18 protein-coding genes are annotated in these 18,615 nt (G+C 63.0%); 15 read left to right on the forward strand and 3 right to left on the reverse strand.

The genetic code is table 11. The features are described from left to right. Nucleotides 1-6: 6 nt before the first annotated feature. Complete coding sequence (locus AB1N67_RS00440; protein WP_043207659.1) at nucleotides 7-555, reverse strand: gamma carbonic anhydrase family protein; 549 nt, start codon at nucleotides 553-555, stop codon at nucleotides 7-9. Nucleotides 556-658: 103 nt separating this feature from the next. On the opposite strand from AB1N67_RS00440, the gene prlC reads away from it, so the two are divergent. The 6 genes from prlC (at nucleotide 659) to AB1N67_RS00470 (ending at nucleotide 8,982) form a co-directional block, all read left to right on the forward strand. Continuing rightward, on the forward strand, nucleotides 659-2,710 hold the full coding sequence (prlC, locus tag AB1N67_RS00445) for an oligopeptidase A (protein WP_250034257.1): 2,052 nt from the start codon (nucleotides 659-661) through the stop codon (nucleotides 2,708-2,710). Continuing rightward, nucleotides 2,707-2,988 carry a YheV family putative zinc ribbon protein gene (locus tag AB1N67_RS00450; RefSeq protein WP_043207663.1) on the forward strand — a complete coding sequence of 94 codons (282 nt, stop codon included), beginning with the start codon at nucleotides 2,707-2,709 and terminating at the stop codon, nucleotides 2,986-2,988. The genes prlC and AB1N67_RS00450 overlap by 4 nt, the downstream gene beginning before the upstream one ends. Nucleotides 2,989-3,116: 128 nt before the next feature. Then, a complete protein-coding gene (locus tag AB1N67_RS00455; protein WP_367863466.1) occupies nucleotides 3,117-5,117 on the forward strand; it encodes a M3 family metallopeptidase in 2,001 nt (666 codons plus the stop codon). An 81-nt stretch (nucleotides 5,118-5,198) separates the two neighbouring features. Next, nucleotides 5,199-6,257, forward strand: coding sequence for a PA0069 family radical SAM protein (locus tag AB1N67_RS00460; protein ID WP_367863467.1), 1,059 nt, complete (start codon nucleotides 5,199-5,201; stop codon nucleotides 6,255-6,257). Between the two features lie 283 nt (nucleotides 6,258-6,540). Next, entirely contained in the window at nucleotides 6,541-7,260 is a 720-nt protein-coding gene (locus AB1N67_RS00465; RefSeq protein ID WP_043207671.1) for a carbonic anhydrase, read from the forward strand. Between the two features lie 186 nt (nucleotides 7,261-7,446). After that, a complete protein-coding gene (locus AB1N67_RS00470; protein ID WP_367863468.1) occupies nucleotides 7,447-8,982 on the forward strand; it encodes a SulP family inorganic anion transporter in 1,536 nt (511 codons plus the stop codon). Nucleotides 8,983-9,041: 59 nt separating this feature from the next. Here AB1N67_RS00470 and AB1N67_RS00475 read toward each other — a convergent pair whose 3' ends face one another. Next, nucleotides 9,042-9,683 carry a hypothetical protein gene (locus AB1N67_RS00475; protein WP_043207674.1) on the reverse strand — a complete coding sequence of 214 codons (642 nt, stop codon included), beginning with the start codon at nucleotides 9,681-9,683 and terminating at the stop codon, nucleotides 9,042-9,044. A 376-nt stretch (nucleotides 9,684-10,059) separates the two neighbouring features. Between AB1N67_RS00475 and coxB the strand changes: the two genes are divergently transcribed. From coxB to AB1N67_RS00495, 4 genes are read left to right on the forward strand one after another with little or no spacing between them, the layout of a single operon-like run. After that, nucleotides 10,060-11,187, forward strand: a complete 1,128-nt coding sequence (coxB, locus tag AB1N67_RS00480) for a cytochrome c oxidase subunit II (RefSeq protein ID WP_043207676.1) — start codon at nucleotides 10,060-10,062, stop codon at nucleotides 11,185-11,187. 43 nt (nucleotides 11,188-11,230) lie between these two features. After that, nucleotides 11,231-12,820 (forward strand): cytochrome c oxidase subunit I, encoded by a 1,590-nt coding sequence (ctaD, locus tag AB1N67_RS00485; protein ID WP_043207679.1) that lies wholly within the window; start codon nucleotides 11,231-11,233, stop codon nucleotides 12,818-12,820. A gap of 10 nt (nucleotides 12,821-12,830) precedes the next feature. After that, nucleotides 12,831-13,397: a cytochrome c oxidase assembly protein gene (locus tag AB1N67_RS00490; protein WP_070575720.1), complete on the forward strand. Its 567-nt coding sequence runs from the start codon at nucleotides 12,831-12,833 to the stop codon at nucleotides 13,395-13,397. Nucleotides 13,398-13,413: 16 nt separating this feature from the next. Continuing rightward, nucleotides 13,414-14,301, forward strand: coding sequence for a cytochrome c oxidase subunit 3 (locus AB1N67_RS00495; protein ID WP_043207681.1), 888 nt, complete (start codon nucleotides 13,414-13,416; stop codon nucleotides 14,299-14,301). A 57-nt stretch (nucleotides 14,302-14,358) separates the two neighbouring features. Here AB1N67_RS00495 and AB1N67_RS00500 read toward each other — a convergent pair whose 3' ends face one another. Continuing rightward, entirely contained in the window at nucleotides 14,359-14,562 is a 204-nt protein-coding gene (locus tag AB1N67_RS00500) for a twin transmembrane helix small protein (protein WP_043207682.1), read from the reverse strand. A gap of 63 nt (nucleotides 14,563-14,625) precedes the next feature. On the opposite strand from AB1N67_RS00500, the gene AB1N67_RS00505 reads away from it, so the two are divergent. The 5 genes from AB1N67_RS00505 to AB1N67_RS00525 are packed head-to-tail and all read left to right on the forward strand — an operon-like array spanning nucleotide 14,626 to nucleotide 18,512. Next, entirely contained in the window at nucleotides 14,626-15,366 is a 741-nt protein-coding gene (locus AB1N67_RS00505; RefSeq protein WP_367863469.1) for an SURF1 family protein, read from the forward strand. Further along, the gene (locus AB1N67_RS00510; RefSeq protein WP_102082105.1) at nucleotides 15,332-15,916 is read left to right on the forward strand and encodes a hypothetical protein; all 585 of its coding nucleotides are present in this window, start codon (nucleotides 15,332-15,334) and stop codon (nucleotides 15,914-15,916) included. Before AB1N67_RS00505 ends, AB1N67_RS00510 begins: the two co-directional genes overlap by 35 nt. A 9-nt stretch (nucleotides 15,917-15,925) precedes the next feature. Further along, complete coding sequence (locus AB1N67_RS00515) at nucleotides 15,926-16,999, forward strand: heme A synthase (RefSeq protein WP_090344084.1); 1,074 nt, start codon at nucleotides 15,926-15,928, stop codon at nucleotides 16,997-16,999. After that, the gene (cyoE, locus tag AB1N67_RS00520) at nucleotides 16,984-17,883 is read left to right on the forward strand and encodes a heme o synthase (RefSeq protein WP_367863470.1); all 900 of its coding nucleotides are present in this window, start codon (nucleotides 16,984-16,986) and stop codon (nucleotides 17,881-17,883) included. The genes AB1N67_RS00515 and cyoE overlap by 16 nt, the downstream gene beginning before the upstream one ends. Further along, nucleotides 17,880-18,512, forward strand: coding sequence for an SCO family protein (locus AB1N67_RS00525; protein ID WP_070575736.1), 633 nt, complete (start codon nucleotides 17,880-17,882; stop codon nucleotides 18,510-18,512). Before cyoE ends, AB1N67_RS00525 begins: the two co-directional genes overlap by 4 nt. Nucleotides 18,513-18,615: the final 103 nt, after the last annotated feature.

Here is an 18,615-nt window from a genome sequence, read left to right on the forward strand (position 1 = left end):
AGACGGTCATTCGGGCCGGTCGTAGCCTTCGGCCAGGTGCTGGTCTTTGAGCTTGACGTAATTGGCGGCGCTGTAGGTAAAGAACGCCCGTTCCTTGTCGGTCAGCGGGCGGGCTTGCTTGGCCGGGCTGCCGACGTACAGGTAGCCGCTCTCCAGGCGTTTGCCGGGGGGGACCAGGCTGCCAGCACCGATGATCACTTCGTCCTCTACCACCGCGCCATCCATGATCGTGCAGCCCATGCCGACCAGGATGCGGTTGCCAAGGGTACAGCCATGCAGCATCACTTTGTGACCGATCGTCACATCGTCGCCGATCAGCAGTGGAAAACCGTCAGGGTTGAAGGGGCCGGCGTGGGTAATGTGCAGCACGCTGGCGTCCTGCACGCTGGTGCGTGCGCCGATGCGGATGCGGTGCATGTCGCCGCGAATGACGGTCAGCGGCCAGACCGAGCTGTCCTCGCCGATCTCCACGTCGCCCAGCACCACCGCCGAACGATCGATGAAAACCCTGGGTCCAACTTTCGGAGTGTGTTGTGCAAAGCGTCGGATGGCCATGATAGCGCCCCTCTTGAATGCCGATAGGCGGGCTGCCTGCTGCGGTCGGCGTCGATTGTAATTAAGATGGTCCCGTGTTTCCTCCTGCCAAGGTATCTAAACCGTGAGTGCGAACAACCCGCTTCTGCAGTCCTACGATCTGCCGCCCTTCTCGGCGATCCGTGCCGAACACGTGCTGCCGGCGATCGAGCAGATCCTGGCCGATAACCGAAAAGCCATTGCCCAGATCCTTGAACAGCAAGGCCAGAACCCGACCTGGGCCGGCCTGGTGCTGGCGATGGACGAGCTTAACGACCGCCTGGGCGCCGCCTGGAGCCCGGTCAGCCACCTCAATGCGGTGTGCAACAGCAAGGAACTGCGTGAGGCCTACGAGTCCTGCTTGCCTGCGCTGAGCGCCTATTCCACCGAGCTGGGGCAGAACCGCGCCCTGTTCGAAGCGTATGAAGCCCTGGCCAAGAGCCCCGAAGCCGCGGGCTTTGATGTGGCGCAGAAGACCATCATCGACCACGCCCTGCGGGACTTCCGTCTGTCGGGTATCGACCTGCCGGCCGACAAGCAGCAGCGCTACGCCGAGGTGCAAAGCCGCCTGAGCGAGCTGGGCAGCCGCTTCTCCAACCAATTGCTGGACGCCACCCAGGCCTGGACCAAACACGTCACCGACGAAGCGCAGCTCGCCGGCCTGACCGACTCGGCCAAGGCGCAGATGGCCGCCGCTGCCCAGGCCAAGGGCCTGGACGGTTGGTTGATCACCCTGGAGTTCCCCAGCTACTACGCGGTGATGACCTACGCCAATGACCGCGCCTTGCGCGAAGAACTCTACGCCGCCTACTGCACCCGCGCCTCCGATCAAGGCCCGAACGCCGGCCAGTTCGACAATGGCCCGGTGATGAGCGAAATCCTCGACCTGCGCCAGGAGCTCGCTGAGCTTCTGGGCTACAAGAACTACGCCGAGCTGAGCCTGGCCACCAAGATGGCCGAGTCCAGCGACCAGGTGCTGAGCTTCCTGCGCGATCTGGCCAAACGCAGCAAACCGTTCGCCGCTCAGGATCTGGAGCAGCTCAAGGCCTACGCCGCCGAGCAGGGCTGCCAGGAGCTTTCGAGCTGGGACGCCGGCTATTACGGCGAGAAGCTGCGCGAGCAGCGCTACAGCGTCTCCCAGGAGGCCCTGCGCGCCTACTTCCCGATCGACAGGGTGCTTTCGGGCCTGTTCACCATCGTGCAGCGCCTGTACGGCATCGAGATTGCCGAGCTCAAGGGCTTCGACACCTGGCATCCGGACGTACGCCTGTTCGAGATCAAGGAAAACGGCCAGCACGTGGGCCGCTTCTTCTTCGACCTGTACGCCCGCGCCAACAAGCGTGGCGGTGCCTGGATGGACGGCGCTCGCGACCGTCGCCGTACTGCCGCCGGCAGCCTGCAGAGCCCGGTGGCGAACCTGGTGTGCAACTTTACCCCGGCCGCGCCTGGCAAGCCGGCGCTGTTGACCCACGACGAAGTCACCACCCTGTTCCATGAGTTCGGCCATGGCCTGCACCACCTGCTCACCCGCATCGAGCATGCGGGCGTCTCCGGCATCAATGGTGTGGCCTGGGATGCCGTGGAGCTGCCGAGCCAGTTCATGGAGAACTGGTGCTGGGAGCCTGAAGGCCTGGCGCTGATCTCCGGCCACTACGAGACCGGCGAGCCTCTGCCTCAGGACCTGCTGGACAAGATGCTGGCGGCCAAGAACTTCCAGTCGGGCATGATGATGGTGCGTCAGCTGGAGTTTTCGCTGTTCGACTTCGAACTGCACGCCAACCATGGCGATGGGCGCAGCGTGCTGCAGGTGCTCGAAGGTGTGCGCGACGAGGTGTCGGTGATGCGCCCGCCGGCGTACAACCGCTTCCCGAACAGCTTCGCCCACATCTTCGCGGGTGGTTACGCGGCCGGTTATTACAGCTACAAGTGGGCAGAAGTGCTTTCGGCGGATGCCTTCTCGCGCTTCGAGGAAGAAGGCGTGTTCAATGCCGAGACCGGCCGCGCCTTCCGCGAAGCAATCCTGGCCCGTGGCGGCTCCCGCGAGCCGATGGTGCTGTTCGTCGACTTCCGTGGCCGCGAGCCCTCCATCGATGCGCTGCTGCGCCATAGTGGCCTGACCGAGGATGCGGCGGCATGAGCGAGGTTCCTGTGAGCAAAACCAAGAAGCGCTTCATCGCCGGGGCGGTCTGCCCGGCGTGCAGCGAGCCCGACAAGCTGATGATGTGGAATGAAGACGGTGTGCCGCACCGCGAGTGCGTAGCCTGCGGTTTCACCGACACCCTGAACGAGCAGGGCCTGTCGGTGCCGACCGAGCTGGGCACCCGGGTCAACCACTTGGCGCCCAAGGCCGCGCCGGCCAAGGTGCAGACCGTGCAGTTCTTCCCCAATCCTAAGCTGAAGAAACCGGCCGAATGAGGCCGTCGCACCGCTGGGCCAAGGCCCGGTGGTGCGTGCCTGCCCAGGCAGGTGGTAGTTATGCAGCCACCTGCGCAGGGCCTTGCGTTCCATGCTCGCGTTGATCATCAACCGAGCAGGAACCTCCCATGCAAGCCCGCAATCCCCTACTGAACGACAATCGTGCGCCCATCGATTACGACAGCGTGACGCTCGAGCATGTTAAGTCGGCCCTCGACACCGTGGCCGGAGCCTATGAAACCGGTCTGTCGCAAGTGCTGGAAGGTCAGCAAAAACAGCCCAGCTGGGATGGGTTGGTGTTGGCGATGGACAACGTCATAGCCGATCTGCAGGCGACCGTCTTTGCGACCTTGCCCCTGGCCAACAAAGGTGAGGCCTGGCATGCGGCATTTGGCGAAGGCTATCGTCGAGCGCAGCGCCTGTTCATGGAAAACCGCAGAAACAAGCCCCTGCACGCCCTCTATCAACGCCTGGCCACGGATGAGTCCAGCCTGGATGTCTATGAAAAGGCCACGCTGCGCAGGATCCTTCTGGAGTACCGCTTGGCCGGTGTACATCTGGATGCGCAGCAAAACGCCACGTTGGCGCAGCTGGAGGATGACATCAACGAACAGATCGGGGGCTTCTATCAGACGCTCGATGAAACGAGTGAACGATCGAGTATTCAGATCGAGGATGAGGCGCGCCTGCAAGGGGTGCCCCAGCGCTTGCGCGACCTGATGGCCCGGCAAGCCAAGGATGCCGGCCTGGAGGGCTGGCAGATTCTCTGCAATGAACGCAACGCCAAGGCCATTCTCGAATTCGCCGATGATCGGCGTCTGCGCGAGGCTGTCTATACGGCCTACCACTCCCGGGGTGTTCATTCGGATGAACAGCAAGACAATGGCAACCGCCTGCAGCAGCTGGCGCTTCTGCGGGAGCAGAAAGGGCAACTGATCGGAAACACCAGCTACGCGCAGCTGATCTTGCAGGGCAAGGCCGCAGGCAGCGTCGAGCCTGTTCATCAGTTGCTCCAGACGCTGGCGCAGAAGCTGCGGCCCGCCATGCTCAAAGCGCGCACCGCGCTTCAGGGCCTGGCTGCGCAGCATGATTTGGATGCAGTCCAACCATGGGACGTCCGGTACCTGCGAGCCCGCAAGCAGGCCATGAGCAATGAAGCGCTGCGCGGCTACTTCACGCTGGACAAGGTGGTGCAAGCCTTGGTCGATCTGGCCGAGCGGGTCTTCGACCTGACGCTTGCGCCCTGCTCTGTCTCGGCGTGGCATCCCAGCGTGCGCAGCTTCACCGTGCACCAGGAAGGCGTGGAAGTCGGCATGCTGTATCTGGATGTCCTGATGCACCCAGGCAAGCAAGACGGAGCTCACACTATTGCCGTGCGCCATCGGCGTCGGGACGAACAGGGCCGGACGCATGGCGCTTCGGTAATGGTGGTCAGCGACGGCGAGCCAGGCTTGGGGGGCGAGCCAGCCCTGCTCGATCATCTGGCCCTGCGCAAACTGTTCCACGAGTTCGGCCACGGGCTGCACATCCTGCTGATGCCCGCCACCAACCATTTGCTGTCCGATCCAAACCGGGCAGGCTCGGATAGCCAGGAGTTCTTCGGCAAATTTCTTGAGCGTTGGCTGTGGAACGCGCAGTACCTGGCGGACATCTCCAGCCATTACCTGACCGGTGAGCCGCTCACGCTGGCGCAGGCTCAGGCGGCCCTGGCCAACCTGCGCGAGGCGCAGTTGGAGAAGTGCGCCTTCGACGTGAGCATGGCGCTGTTCGATCTGGAGCTGCACAGCTCGCCCGGCGACGGCAAGTCCATCCAGCAGCGCCTGTCTGAATGCCGCGAACGTTGCGGCTGCTGGCCTCTGGCGAGCTTCGAGAAGCCGGCGCACGCGTTCGACTATCTGGTGGCCGGTTACGAGGCGGGTTATTACAGCTACGTCTGGGGCGAAGCACATGCCATCGACGTATTCACCCACTTCGAAAAATGGGGGTTGTTCGACAACAGGGCGGGTAAGCGCTTCCGGGCGGCATTCGCCAACTGGGCCAATGCCAAGCCGATGCCCGAAGGATGCGAGGAGTTTCTGGGACGACCTATGCAGATCGAGGCACTGTTGGACTGGTACGGTCTCGAATGAGGCGCACTGGCTGACGTAAGGCGCTAGAACGGATGATCATCCAGATGTACTGTACATGGATACAGTAATTTGGAGCCTGCGATGTATTCCCCAGCGCCGCAAAAAGGTCGAGGCACGACCCACAATCCACTCAATCGTTTTTCTCCCAGCCATTCGACTGTGGAAGACGATGGCTGGTACCAGGACGTGCCGGCGACCCAAGGCACCGAGATCCGCATCGAGACCGCCAAGACCATCATCACCCGCAACACCTCGCCCGATCTGCCCTTCGACCGCTCGATCAACCCCTACCGGGGTTGCGAGCATGGCTGCATTTACTGCTACGCCCGACCCAGCCATGCCTACTGGGACCTCTCCCCTGGCCTGGATTTCGAGACCAAGCTGATCGCCAAGACCAACGCCGCCGAGGTGCTCGAGCAACAGCTGAGCAAGCCAGGCTATGTCTGCGCCCCCATCAACCTGGGTTCCAACACCGACCCCTATCAACCCATCGAACGGGAGCAGCAATTGACCCGGCGCCTGCTTCAGGTGCTGCTGCGCTATCGCCATCCGGTGACCATCGTCACCAAGGGAGCATTGGTGCTGCGTGACCTTGACCTGCTGGCCGAGCTGGCCAGCCAGCGCCTGGCGCGGGTGATGATCAGCCTTACCACGCTCGACGACACGCTCAAGCGCATCCTCGAGCCGAGAGCGGCGGCGCCCAAGGCACGTCTGCGGGCGATCCGCGTCCTGCGTGAGGCAGGGGTGCCGGTGGGGATGCTGTGCTCGCCGATGATTCCCATGGTCAACGACAGCGAGCTGGAACACCTGCTGGAGGCGGCGAAGGATGCCGGCGCCCAGAGCGCGGCCTACATGATGTTGCGCCTGCCGTTGGAGGTGGCGCCGTTGTTCGAGCAGTGGCTGCAGGATCACTACCCGCAACGTGCCGCCCACGTATTGAGCCTGATTCGCCAGAGCCGCGGGGGCGAGCTGTACGACAGCCGGTTCGGGACGCGCATGCGTGGCGAGGGGGTGTTCGCTGAATTACTGGCGCAGCGGTTTCGCAAGGCGGCAAAGCGGCTGGGGTTCGAGGGGCGCGAGGCGCAGGCGCTCGATTGCACGGCCTTTTGCCCACCGGGTGGGCAGATGGCGTTGTTTTGAGGTGCGGTCCCATGGCCATCCTCAGCCTGGCTCATGCAAGCTGAGATTTTTATTCAGGAGTAGTGGCGATTGATATTTTTTTGCTACTATCGACGTCCCGCCTCATGAAGCTAGAACGCCCGTTCTAGAGCCTCCGAATTCAGTTTCAGTTAAGTTTTCTCCCGTAGCGTAAGTCGACAAGAGATTGTGATTTATCGCCTGTGCGTGTCATCTAACGCCCTGCATAGCCAGAATCTTTCCCCGGTAAAATGGACCTTACCTACAACCGCCAAGAGGATGAATCATGCCCGTCAAGGACCCAAACAAGGTCGTCCCGGCTGCACCTGCCGAAAGCGCCGATGCTGCCCTGAAGCATATCGTCGACGGCTTCCTGCGTTTTCACCATGACGTCTTCCCCGAGCAGCAAGAGCTGTTCAAGAAGCTCGCCACCGCGCAGAAGCCACGCGCGATGTTCATCACTTGTGCCGACTCACGCATCGTTCCGGAGCTGATCACTCAAAGCTCGCCGGGCGATCTGTTCGTGACCCGTAACGTCGGCAACGTCGTTCCGCCTTATGGTCAAATGAACGGTGGTGTTTCCACCGCCATCGAATACGCCGTGATGGCCCTGGGCGTGCACCACATCATTGTCTGTGGTCATTCCGACTGCGGCGCCATGCGTGCGGTGCTCAACCCCAACTCGCTGGAGAAGATGCCCACGGTCAAGGCCTGGCTGCGGCATGCCGAAGTGGCCCGTACCGTGGTCGAGGACAACTGCTCCTGCGGCAGCGAGCACGAAAGCATGCAGGTGCTGACCAAGGAAAACGTCATCGCCCAGTTGCATCACCTGCGCACCCATCCTTCGGTCGCCTCGCGCCTGGCAGCCGGCCAGCTGTTCATCCATGGCTGGGTCTACGACATCGAGACCAGCCAGATCGAAGCCTACGACGCCGCTTCCGACAGCTTCCTGCCGCTCACTGCCGGTGAGCCAATCCCCTGCGCTACACCGAGAGGCCGCTACTAAGCGACCCGAACACCTGCGTTGTTCTTGATAGCCGGTCGCACCCCTGCGGGGTGTGGCCTGGCTGTCGGCTGCCTTGAATTTCCCTGACAGACCTGCCGGCTTGCTGGCGGCCCGCGCCTGCGCGCGTGTCAGGGTTCCCCGTGCCTGCGGCCTTGGAGTGGCCGCCAAACTTGAGAAAGGAGCTTCATGGTGAACAAGACACAGATCAAAGCGGCATTGCCGCGAGAGTTGTTGGCCTCGGTGGTGGTCTTCCTGGTGGCGCTGCCCCTGTGCATGGGCATCGCGATCGCTTCTGGCATGCCACCTGCCAAGGGCCTGATCACCGGCATCATCGGCGGCATCGTAGTGGGCTTTTTGGCCGGCTCGCCCCTGCAGGTCAGTGGGCCGGCGGCAGGCCTGGCGGTGCTGGTGTTCGAGCTGGTGCGCCAGCATGGCATGGCCATGCTGGGGCCTATCCTGTTGCTGGCGGGGCTGTTGCAGTTGGTGGCAGGACGCCTGCGCCTGGGCTGCTGGTTCCGGGTCACGGCGCCTGCGGTGGTGTATGGGATGCTCGCGGGTATCGGTGTGCTGATCGTGCTGTCCCAAGTGCACGTGATGTTCGACAGCGCGCCACAGCCCTCGGGTGTGGAAAACCTGCTGGGCTTCCCGGCAACACTGGCCTCGGCGCTGCCCTTGGAGCGCGCGGGCAATGGCTGGCAGGCCGGTGCCCTAGGCCTGGGCACCATTGCTTTGATGTGGGCATGGGAACGGTGGCGGCCGCAGCGCCTACGCTTTGTACCTGGCGCGCTGTTGGGCGTCGCGGCGATGACCGCTGTCAGCCTGTGGCTGGCCCTGCCGGTGAACCGGGTGCAGGTGCCGGCGGATTTGTCCGAAGCCATCGACTGGCTGCGCCCGGATGATCTGCTCAAGCTGGCCGACCCTTCCCTGCTGGTCGCGGCCTTCGCATTGGCCTTCATCGCCAGTGCCGAAACCCTGCTGTCCGCCGCTGCGGTGGACCGCATGCACAGCGGCCAGCGCTCGGACTTCGATCGGGAACTGTCGGCGCAGGGGCTGGGCAACATGTTGTGCGGCGTGCTCGGTGCGCTGCCGATGACCGGGGTCATCGTGCGCAGCTCGGCCAATGTCCAGGCCGGTGCGCAGACCCGCTGGTCGGCGATTTTCCATGGCCTGTGGCTGCTGGCCTTCGTGGTGGCGCTTAGCAGTGTGCTGCAGCAGATCCCGGTGGCCAGCCTGGCGGGTGTGCTGGTGTACACCGGTATCAAACTGGTGGACTTCAAGGCATTCCGGGGGCTGGGCCGCTATGGCCGCATGCCGATGTTCACCTATGCCGCGACGGCGCTGGCGATCATCTTCACCGACTTGCTGACTGGCGTGCTGCTGGGCTTTGCCCTGACCCTGCTCAAGCTGGCGCTCAAGGCGGCGCGGCTGAAGATCGGCCTGGTCACCCTGGCGCAACCCGGGCACATGGAGCTTCGCCTGAGCGGCGCGGCGACGTTCCTCAAAGTACCGGCGCTGACCCAGGTGCTGGAGCGCGTGCCGCAAGGGACCACGCTGCACGTGCCGTTGGGCAACCTGAGCTATATCGACCACTCCTGCCTTGAACTGCTCGAAGACTGGGGGCGCAGCAATGCGGCCAAGGGGTCTCGCTTGGTGCTCGAGCAGCGCAGGCTCAAGCGGCGTATCGAGGGGCGCCTGCGCACGACGGCGGGTGTTGGGGCCTGACACAAAAGGGGCCGCTTTGCGGCCCGTTCGCGGGTAAACCCGCCCATGCGTCAGGTGGATCAGACCGGCTGGCCGAGCTCCACGCCCAGCTGGCGGGACAGGCAGGGCCAGCGCTTCCAGGCCGCGCCGGTTTCGGGGCTGCACAGTTTCTCCCGGTAAGTCTCGACCGACTCCACGGCAAAACTCTCGTCGTCGAGCATTTCGTCCACCGAGTGGTGCACCACTTCATCCAACTGGTTGGCGAAGGTTTCGCCGATCAACTGATGGGCGATCAGGTTGGCCACGGTGGTGTCCACCGGGATCAGCGGCTGCTGGAAGTGACGGATGTACAGGTCATTGACCTCTTCGACCAGGCGATGGGCCAGGTAGGCTTCGTCCAGCAGGCAATCCAGGCCGACGTGGCCTTGCATGACGCTGGGCGGTTGCAGGAAGTAGGCTTCGGCGATTTTCAGCACCGGCTTGATCTGCGACTCGATCCCGGCTTCGCGGGCCACCTCATGGGCGGCCTCCAGCAGCTCCGGAACCTGATCGATGTAGGCGCTGACGAAGCGCGCCAGAGTACCCTGGGCATCCTGCTCAGGCAGTTGGATCGATGGATGCAGATGCGGCAGTTGTTGTTCCAGGCGCTGTTTCAGTTGGCCGGTCTGGCCCTCGTGTTGGTGGGCGTGGGTGATCTGCTCGCGGACAGCAGCGATGTTCATGACAACTCCAGGGACAAGGCGTTACAAACGGAAGACACTAAGTTAGCTCGCTTACCAGAATGCCTAAGACGCATTTGTTATAACCCCGAGGCACGTCTGTTTGCGTGGTTATATCAATATGCCACCATTTTGCTCTATCCCTGTAACTGCAAGCCTTTCAAGCGATTACGTCAATCGGTGAAGTTGTTTTCATGGCCTTCGTTGCGTGCCATTGGTCGCTGTCTATACTCGGGTTGAACGTGATTCGTTGATGAGGCCCGACTGCCATTTGCAGGGGCTCGGTCGTCGAAGCCAGGCAGTCTTGGCCGCCATCCCCTCCTTAGCCGTACGGTCGTCCACGCCTCCGGGACAACAAGAACGATAAGGGGAACCCGCAATGATGCGACATCCACATGTCTGGATGGGCCTCCTGTTGTGGTTGGTGTTTGGCCAGGCACAAGCCGCCTGGACCGTGAACATGGCACCGGGAGCGACGGAAGTTTCCAACGCCGTGTTCGACCTGCACATGACCATTTTCTGGATCTGCGTGGTCATCGGCATCGTGGTGTTCGGCGCGATGTTCTGGTCGATGGTCATCCACCGCCGCTCCACCGGCCAGGAGCCTGCGCATTTCCACGAGCACACCTGGGTCGAGATCCTCTGGACCGTCGTTCCCTTCCTGATTCTCGTTGCCATGGCCATCCCGGCCACCAAGACCCTGATCGACATCTATGACGCCAGCGAGTCGGACCTCGACATCCAGGTCACCGGCTACCAATGGAAGTGGCACTACAAGTACCTAGGGCAGGACGTAGAGTTCTTCAGCAACTTGGCCACGCCCACTGACCAGATCCACAACAAGGCGCCCAAGGACGAGCATTACCTGCTGGAAGTCGACCAGCCGCTGGTGCTGCCGGTCGGGGCCAAGGTGCGGTTCCTGGTGACTGCCGCCGATGTCATCCACTCCTGGTGGGTGCCGGCCTTCGCGGTCAAGCGTGACGCCATTCCGGGCTTCGTCAACGAGGCCTGGACGCGCATCGAGAAACCCGGCATCTACCGCGGCCAGTGCACCGAACTGTGCGGCAAGGACCATGGCTTCATGCCGGTGGTGGTCGAGGTCAAGTCCAAGGCCGACTACGACGCCTGGCTGGGCGAGCGAAAAGCCGAGGCTGCCAAGCTCAAGGAGCTGACCAGCAAGGAGTGGACGCTTGAGGAATTGGTCGAGCGCGGCGACAAGGTCTACCACACCACCTGCGTGTCCTGTCACCAGGCCGAGGGCCAGGGCCTGCCGCCGATGTTCCCAGCGCTCAAGGGCTCGAAGGTCGCCACAGGGCCTAAGGAAGAACACCTGAACATTGTGTTCCACGGCCGTCCCGGTACCGCCATGGCTGCGTTCGGCAAGCAGCTTTCGGAAGTCGACATCGCCGCCGTGGTGACCTACGAGCGCAACGCCTGGGGCAACAACAAAGGTGACATGGTCACGCCGAAAGACGTGCTGGCGCTCAAGCAGGCAGACGCGCAATGAACCGGGTAACTCGCGGCAATCAATGGATTGCAGGAGACAGGACATGAGTGCAGTGATCGACGACCACGCCCACGGCCATGACCACGCCCACGGCCCGGCCAAGGGCCTGATGCGCTGGGTGCTGACCACCAACCACAAGGACATCGGCACGATGTACCTGTGGTTCGCCTTCACCATGTTCCTGCTCGGTGGCTCCTTTGCCATGGTGATCCGCGCCGAGCTGTTCCAGCCGGGGCTGCAGATCGTGGAACCGGCGTTCTTCAACCAGATGACCACCATGCACGGCCTGATCATGGTGTTCGGCGCGGTGATGCCGGCCTTCGTCGGCCTGGCCAACTGGATGATTCCACTGATGATCGGCGCGCCGGACATGGCCTTGCCGCGGATGAACAACTTCAGCTTCTGGCTGTTGCCAGCGGCCTTCCTGCTGCTGGTCTCGACCCTGTTCAGCCCAGGCGGAGGCCCCAACTTCGGCTGGACTTTCTATGCCCCGCTGTCCACCACCTACGCGCCGGCCAGCGTGACGTTCTTCATCTTCGCCATCCACCTGATGGGGATCAGCTCGATCATGGGCGCGATCAACGTGATCGCCACCATCCTCAACTTGCGTGCCCCGGGCATGACGCTCATGAAGATGCCGCTGTTCGTCTGGACCTGGCTGATCACCGCTTTCCTGCTGATAGCGGTGATGCCGGTGCTGGCTGGCGTGGTAACCATGATGCTGATGGACATCCACTTCGGCACAAGCTTCTTCAGCGCTGCCGGCGGGGGCGACCCGGTGTTGTTCCAGCACGTGTTCTGGTTCTTCGGGCATCCTGAGGTGTACATCATGATCCTGCCGGCCTTCGGTGCGGTCAGCTCGATCATTCCGGCCTTTTCGCGCAAGCCGCTGTTCGGCTACACCTCGATGGTCTATGCCACTGGCGCGATCGCCTTCCTGTCGTTCATTGTTTGGGCCCACCACATGTTTGTGGTCGGAATTCCGGTGGTTGGCGAGCTGTTCTTCATGTACGCCACCATGCTCATCGCCGTGCCCACGGGGGTGAAGGTGTTCAACTGGGTCAGCACCATGTGGCAGGGTGCACTGACCTTCGAGGCGCCGATGCTGTTCGCCATCGCGTTCGTCATCCTGTTCACCATCGGTGGGTTCTCCGGGCTGATGCTGGCCATCGCCCCGGCGGACTTCCAGTATCACGACACCTACTTCGTCGTGGCCCACTTCCACTACGTGCTGGTGCCGGGGGCGATCTTCGGCATCTTCGCCTCGGCCTACTACTGGCTGCCGAAATGGACCGGACACATGTACGACGAAACCCTGGCCAAGCTGCATTTCTGGCTTTCGTTCGTGGGCATGAACCTGGCCTTCTTCCCGATGCACTTCGTGGGGCTGGCCGGCATGCCTCGGCGTATTCCGGATTACAACCTGCAGTTCGCCGACTTCAACATGGTGTCGTCGATCGGGGCCTTCACCTTCGGTGCCACGCAGATCCTGTTCCTGTTCATCGTCATCAAGTGCATCCGCGGCGGCGCGCCGGCACCGGCCAAGCCTTGGGATGGCGCCGATGGCCTGGAGTGGACGGTGCCTTCGCCGGCGCCTTACCACACCTTCCAGACACCACCGGATGTGAAGTGAGGCGCCGGGCATGAACGGCCTTTCGCTCAGACGCCTGGTCACGCGCCTCTTGATGCTGGCGGTGCTGATGTTCGCCTTTGGTTTTGCCCTGGTGCCCATCTACGACGTGATGTGCAAGGCCTTCGGCATCAATGGCAAGACCGGCGGGCAATACGAGGGCAGCCAGGTGAGTGACCCGTCGCGCACGGTGCGGGTGCAGTTCATGTCCACCAACGCCAGCGACATGGTCTGGGACTTCTATTCCACCGCCGACCAGCTGGAGGTCAACCCGGGCGCGGTCAACCAGATGATTTTCATCGCCCGCAACCCCACCGACCGGCCCATGAGTGCCCAAGCCATACCCAGCATCACCCCGGCCGAGGCCGCGGCGTATTTCCACAAGACCGAGTGCTTCTGCTTCACCCAGCAGGTGCTGCAACCCGGTGAGCGCATCGAGATGCCCGTGCGGTTCATCGTCGATCGCGACCTGCCGGCCAATGTGAAGCACCTGACACTGGCCTACACCTTGTTCGACATCACCGCTCGCCACCCACCGGTCGCTCATGTCGCGGCCCAGGACGTCCAGGGCGCCCGCTAAGGGAAGGAGAACAGCAATGGCAAGTCATGAGCACTATTACGTCCCGGCGCAGAGCAAGTGGCCGATCATCGCGACCATCGGGATGTTCATCACCGTGTTCGGCCTGGGGACCTGGTTCAACGATCTCAAGGCCGGTCACCCCGAGTCCCATGGGCCACTGATCTTCTTCGTCGGCGCGCTGTTTCTGGCCTACATGCTGTTCGGCTGGTTCGGTGCGGTGGTCAAGGAAAGCCACGCCGGGCTCTATAGCGCGCAGATGGACCGCTCGTTCCGCTGGGGCATGAGCTGGTTCATCTTCTCGGAGGTGATGTTCTTCCTGGCGTTCTTCGGCGCGCTGTTCTACGTGCGAGTTCTGGCCGGCCCCTGGCTCGGCGGCGAGGGACACAAGGGCATCGCCCATATGCTGTGGCCAACGTTCGAGTTTGCCTGGCCGTTGTTGCATACACCGGATCCGAAGCTGTTTCCGCCACCGAAGGAAATCATCGATCCGTGGCACCTGCCGCTGATCAACACCATCTTGCTGGTGAGCTCCAGCGTGACCATCACCATCGCCCACCATGCCCTGCGCAAGAACCATCGTGGGCCGCTCAAGCTGTGGCTGGGGCTGACCATCCTGCTGGGCTTGTCGTTCCTGGCGTTGCAGGCCTTCGAGTACCACGAGGCCTATACCGAACTGGGCTTGACGCTGGGTTCAGGGATCTACGGCGCGACCTTCTTCATGCTCACCGGCTTCCACGGTGCCCACGTGACCTTGGGCACGCTGATCCTGATCGTGATGTTCTGCCGCGTGCTACGCGGGCATTTCGATCCGGACAAGCACTTTGGTTTCGAGGCGGCGAGCTGGTACTGGCACTTTGTCGATGTGGTGTGGGTCGGGTTGTTCATCTTCGTGTACGTGCTCTGAACTGAGGGCAACTGCCTTTAGAGAACTCCGACGGACCAGATGGGAGCGGGTGAAAACTTAGAAGGGGGCGTGGGAGACCAGTTGGCCGCTGATCAGGCCCCAGGCCACCAGGGCGATGGTCAGGGTGGCCAGGGTGACTCGCACGGTCAGGGCTTTGAGCAAGCGGGTCGAGTGTTCGTCGTCCTTGACCAGGAACACCAGCCCGCTGAACAGGCTGGCAATGGTGGCCAACAGCATCAGGACAATCGCGGCCTTGAGCATGGCGAAACTCCGGGGGGATGCGGTGATGAAATCAAGTATAGCGATCGACCTGGCGAGGACACGGTGAAGCCGTTTCGCCCAGGCCTGGTACCAACCTTGGTGGTGCTCGCGCTGCTGCCGGGCCTGATCGCGCTCGGCTGTTGGCAACTGGGCCGTGCCGATGAAAAACGTGCACTGCTGGCAACCTTCGCCGAACGCAGGATCGAGGCGCCCCTGGCCGGCGGCCAACTGCCACAGGTGGCCAACCCGGCCTATCGTCGCGTGCACCTGTATGGCCGCTTCGATGGTGAACACAGCCTACTGCTGGACAACAGCATTCGCGACGGCCGGGCGGGTGTGGAGGTGCTGCAACCGTTTCATGACCAGGCCAGCGGCCTGTGGCTGCTGGTCAACCGGGGCTGGCTGCCATGGCCGGATCGTCGCGAGCCGGTCCGTTTCGAGACACCTGCCCAAGCCTTGGCGCTCGAGGCCTGGGTCTATGTCGCGCCGGGCGCCACCTTCCAGCTGCACCCAGACCCGGTCGGCGGCCAGTGGCCACATCTACTGACCGCCGTCGACCCTGCCCAACTGTGGCAACAGCTCGGCCGTGAGGGTTTTGCCCATGAACTGCGTCTGGAACACGGCCCGGCCAGCTACCGGCTGGACTGGCCGGTGGTCACCTTGGGTCCGGAAAAACACCTGGGCTACGCCGTGCAGTGGTTCGCCCTGGCCACGGCGCTGGTGCTGCTTTACCTCTACTTCGGCTGGCATGACAAAAAGGAGAACCCCCATGGGCGGCGTAACGAGTCCACTGGACGTGCCTGAACGTGGCAAACCCAGAAGCCGCGGGCGTTTGCAGCTGATCCTGATCCTGTTGGTGGTGTTGGGCCCAATGATCCTGGCCACCAGCATGTACAAGCTGCAGTTCTGGGTGCCAGAGGGGCGCAGCTACCACGGCGAGATGATCGGCAACGGCCAAAGCCGCGCGGATATCGGCATCGATGCCCAAGAGGCACGCTGGCAATTGCTGGTCAGCGCCCCGGCTACCTGCATCGAGGATTGCCAGCGACTGGTCTATCTGGCCCGGCAGATCCAGATTGGCCTGGGCCGCGATGCAAGCCGCGCCAGCCATGCCCTGGCCGCCGCCCAGCCATTGCCCGGCGAATTCCAGGGCACGCTCGAGCGTGAATACCCGCAATTGCAACGTTACCCGCTGGATACCCAGCGTTATGGCCAGAAGGTCGATGTACCCGGTCCGCAGCTGTGGATTGTCGATCCCCACGGCAACCTGGTGCTGCGCTACGACGCCAAGGTCAACGGTAAACAGGTGCTCGACGACCTGCGCCATCTGCTCAAGCTGTCCAACATCGGCTAGGAGGCCGCCATGGCCAGACCCGGATACCGCCTTGCTGTGTTTGCCACCGTGCTGGCGCTGCTGGTCGTGCTGCTCGGTGCTTATACCCGCCTGACCCACGCTGGCCTGGGTTGTCCCGACTGGCCTGGCTGCTACGGCTTCATTGGCGTGCCCAAGACCGAAGCCCAACTGGCACACGCCGAGCTGCGCTTCCCGGACCATCCGGTGGAGGAGGCCAAGGGCTGGGCCGAGATGGTCCACCGCTACTTTGCCGGCACACTGGCGACGGTGATCGCGCTGCTGGCCTTCCAGGCGGTGCGCCGTCATGCCCGGGACGGCCAGCCGTACCGCCTGCCGGTGCTGTTGCTAGGGGTGGTGCTCGCCCAGGCGGCGTTCGGCATGTGGACTGTCACGCTCAAGCTATGGCCGCAGGTGGTCACTGCCCATTTGCTGGGCGGCTTCACCACGCTCAGTCTGCTGTTCCTGCTATCGCTGCGTCTATCTCGCGCGTTTGCGCCGTTGCCCAAGCTGCCTTTGAGCCTGCGTCGGGTGGCGGCGCTGGCGCTGCTGGTGGTGATCGGGCAGATCGCCTTGGGGGGCTGGGTCAGTGCCAACTATGCCGCAGTGGCCTGCATCGATCTGCCCACCTGCCACGGTCAATGGTGGCCGGCGGCGGACTTCAGCAACGGCTTTCACCTGACCCAGCACGTGGGACCCAACTACCTCGGTGGACAACTGGACAGTGATGCCCGCACCGCCATTCACATCAGTCACCGGCTCGGCGCGCTGATGGTCGTTGCGGTGTTGCTAATGTTGAGCTGGAAGCTGCACCGCAACGGTCTCACCGGGCTGGCTCGTCTGGTGCTGCTGGTGCTGGGCGTGCAGGTCAGCCTGGGTATCAGCAACGTACTGTTCCATCTGCCGTTGGGGGTGGCCGTTGCGCACAACGCGGGCGGTGCTCTGTTGCTGCTGAGCATGGTGCTGGTGAATTACCGGATTCGCGTGGTGGACAAGGTCCGTGTTGGCCATGGCTGGCGACTCACACCGGTCACCAGTGCAGGTGGCACCGTGCACACGAGGGCTGACGCGTGGCGACGCTTCTGAGTGAACGCCCGGCGCGAGCCGGGTGGCGCGACTACCTGGAGCTGACCAAGCCCAAGGTGGTGCTCCTGATGCTGATCACCTCGCTGGCGGGAATGTTCTTGGCCACCCGGGCCGGGGTGCCTTGGTCCATCCTGTTGTTCGGCAACCTAGGCATAGCCCTCTGCGCCGGGGGCGCGGCGGTGGTCAACCATGTGGTGGACCGGCGCATCGATGCACTGATGGCCCGTACCCACAAGCGACCGCTGGCTGACGGCCGGGTCGCGCCCTTGCCGGCGCTGGGCTTCGCACTGGCCTTGTCGCTGGCGGGTATGGCCGTGCTGCTGGTCTTCACCAACGCCGTCACCGCCTGGCTCACCCTCGCCTCGTTGCTGGGCTATGCGGTGATCTACACCGGGTTTCTCAAGCGCGCCACGCCGCAGAATATCGTCATCGGTGGCCTGGCGGGTGCAACGCCGCCGTTGCTGGGCTGGGTGGCGGTCAGTGGGCATGTGAGCGCCGAGCCGTTGCTGCTGGTGCTGATCATTTTCGCCTGGACCCCGCCGCACTTCTGGGCCCTGGCCATCCACCGCAAGCAGGAGTACGCCAAGGCGGACATCCCCATGCTGCCGGTGACCCACGGCGAGCGCTACACCAAGCTGCACATTCTGCTCTATACCCTGGTGCTGCTGGCGGTGAGCCTGCTGCCATACGTCATCCACATGAGCGGCCCGCTCTACTTGATCTGTGCCTTGGCCCTGGGCCTGCGCTTTCTCCACTGGGCCTGGGTGTTGTACCGTGGCACCAGGCCGCACGCTGCGATCAAGACCTTCAAGTACTCTATCGGGTACTTGTTCCTGCTGTTCATCGCACTGCTTTTGGACCACTACCTGTTGCCGAACCTATGACCCGAACCCAGAAAACCGTCTTCATCCTCGTCGCCGTCGTCGCCTTGATCCTCGGCCTGACCGTCAACAAGGTGCTCAATGGTCGCAGCGAGGCGAACCCGGCCGAGCTGATCGACGCCGGCATCATTCTGCTACCCCAGAGCCGCACCGTGCCGGACGTGACCATGACCGACCAGGACGGCCGGCCCGTGGCGCTGGATCAGCTCAAGGGCAAGTGGTCGCTGCTGTTCTTCGGCTACACCTACTGCCCCGACATCTGCCCGACTACCCTGGCCCAGTTGCGTCAGGTCAAGAGCGAGTTGCCCAAGGAGGCGCTGGAGCGCTTGCAAGTGGTGTTGGTGAGCGTGGACCCGAACCGGGACACACCGAACCAGCTCAAGCAGTACCTGGGCTATTTCGACAAGGACTTCGTGGGGTTGACGGGGTCGATCGAAGATACCCAGGCGCTGGCCAATGGGCTAAGCATTCCGTTCATTCCGGCTGATACCAGCAAGCCTGGATATACGGTCGATCACAGCGGCAACCTGGCGGTGGTCGGCCCGGATGGTCGCCAGCGTGGTTTCATCCGTGCGCCGATGAACAACCAGAAGCTGGTGGCGCAGCTGCCAGGGTTGGTCAAGCGGGACTGAACCCGCGGCTGAAAAGCTTCGCGGGTAAACCCGCTCCCCCAGGTTCACCGCGGCGCTTTGGCCTGTGGCGTCTCTGTGGGAGCGGGTTTACCCGCGAAACATT

The organism is Pseudomonas guariconensis (assembly GCF_040822035.1).
Classification (GTDB): Bacteria; Pseudomonadota; Gammaproteobacteria; order Pseudomonadales; family Pseudomonadaceae; genus Aquipseudomonas; species Aquipseudomonas guariconensis.

Bases quoted from the DNA above. Each gene is read 5' to 3' on its own strand.
- AB1N67_RS00515 (WP_090344084.1), top strand. From the start codon at position 15,926: ATGGCCAGACCCGGATACCGCCTTGCTGTGTTTGCCACCGTGCTGGCG.
- AB1N67_RS00490 (WP_070575720.1), top strand. From the start codon at position 12,831: ATGAACGGCCTTTCGCTCAGACGCCTGGTCACGCGCCTCTTGATGCTG.
- ctaD (WP_043207679.1), top strand. From the start codon at position 11,231: ATGAGTGCAGTGATCGACGACCACGCCCACGGCCATGACCACGCCCAC.
- AB1N67_RS00525 (WP_070575736.1), top strand. From the start codon at position 17,880: ATGACCCGAACCCAGAAAACCGTCTTCATCCTCGTCGCCGTCGTCGCC.
- AB1N67_RS00500 (WP_043207682.1), bottom strand. From the start codon at position 14,562: ATGCTCAAGGCCGCGATTGTCCTGATGCTGTTGGCCACCATTGCCAGC.
- AB1N67_RS00450 (WP_043207663.1), top strand. From the start codon at position 2,707: ATGAGCGAGGTTCCTGTGAGCAAAACCAAGAAGCGCTTCATCGCCGGG.
- AB1N67_RS00495 (WP_043207681.1), top strand. From the start codon at position 13,414: ATGGCAAGTCATGAGCACTATTACGTCCCGGCGCAGAGCAAGTGGCCG.
- AB1N67_RS00460 (WP_367863467.1), top strand. From the start codon at position 5,199: ATGTATTCCCCAGCGCCGCAAAAAGGTCGAGGCACGACCCACAATCCA.
- AB1N67_RS00475 (WP_043207674.1), bottom strand. From the start codon at position 9,683: ATGAACATCGCTGCTGTCCGCGAGCAGATCACCCACGCCCACCAACAC.
- AB1N67_RS00455 (WP_367863466.1), top strand. From the start codon at position 3,117: ATGCAAGCCCGCAATCCCCTACTGAACGACAATCGTGCGCCCATCGAT.
- AB1N67_RS00465 (WP_043207671.1), top strand. From the start codon at position 6,541: ATGCCCGTCAAGGACCCAAACAAGGTCGTCCCGGCTGCACCTGCCGAA.
- AB1N67_RS00510 (WP_102082105.1), top strand. From the start codon at position 15,332: ATGGGCGGCGTAACGAGTCCACTGGACGTGCCTGAACGTGGCAAACCC.
- AB1N67_RS00440 (WP_043207659.1), bottom strand. From the start codon at position 555: ATGGCCATCCGACGCTTTGCACAACACACTCCGAAAGTTGGACCCAGG.
- AB1N67_RS00470 (WP_367863468.1), top strand. From the start codon at position 7,447: ATGGTGAACAAGACACAGATCAAAGCGGCATTGCCGCGAGAGTTGTTG.
- coxB (WP_043207676.1), top strand. From the start codon at position 10,060: ATGATGCGACATCCACATGTCTGGATGGGCCTCCTGTTGTGGTTGGTG.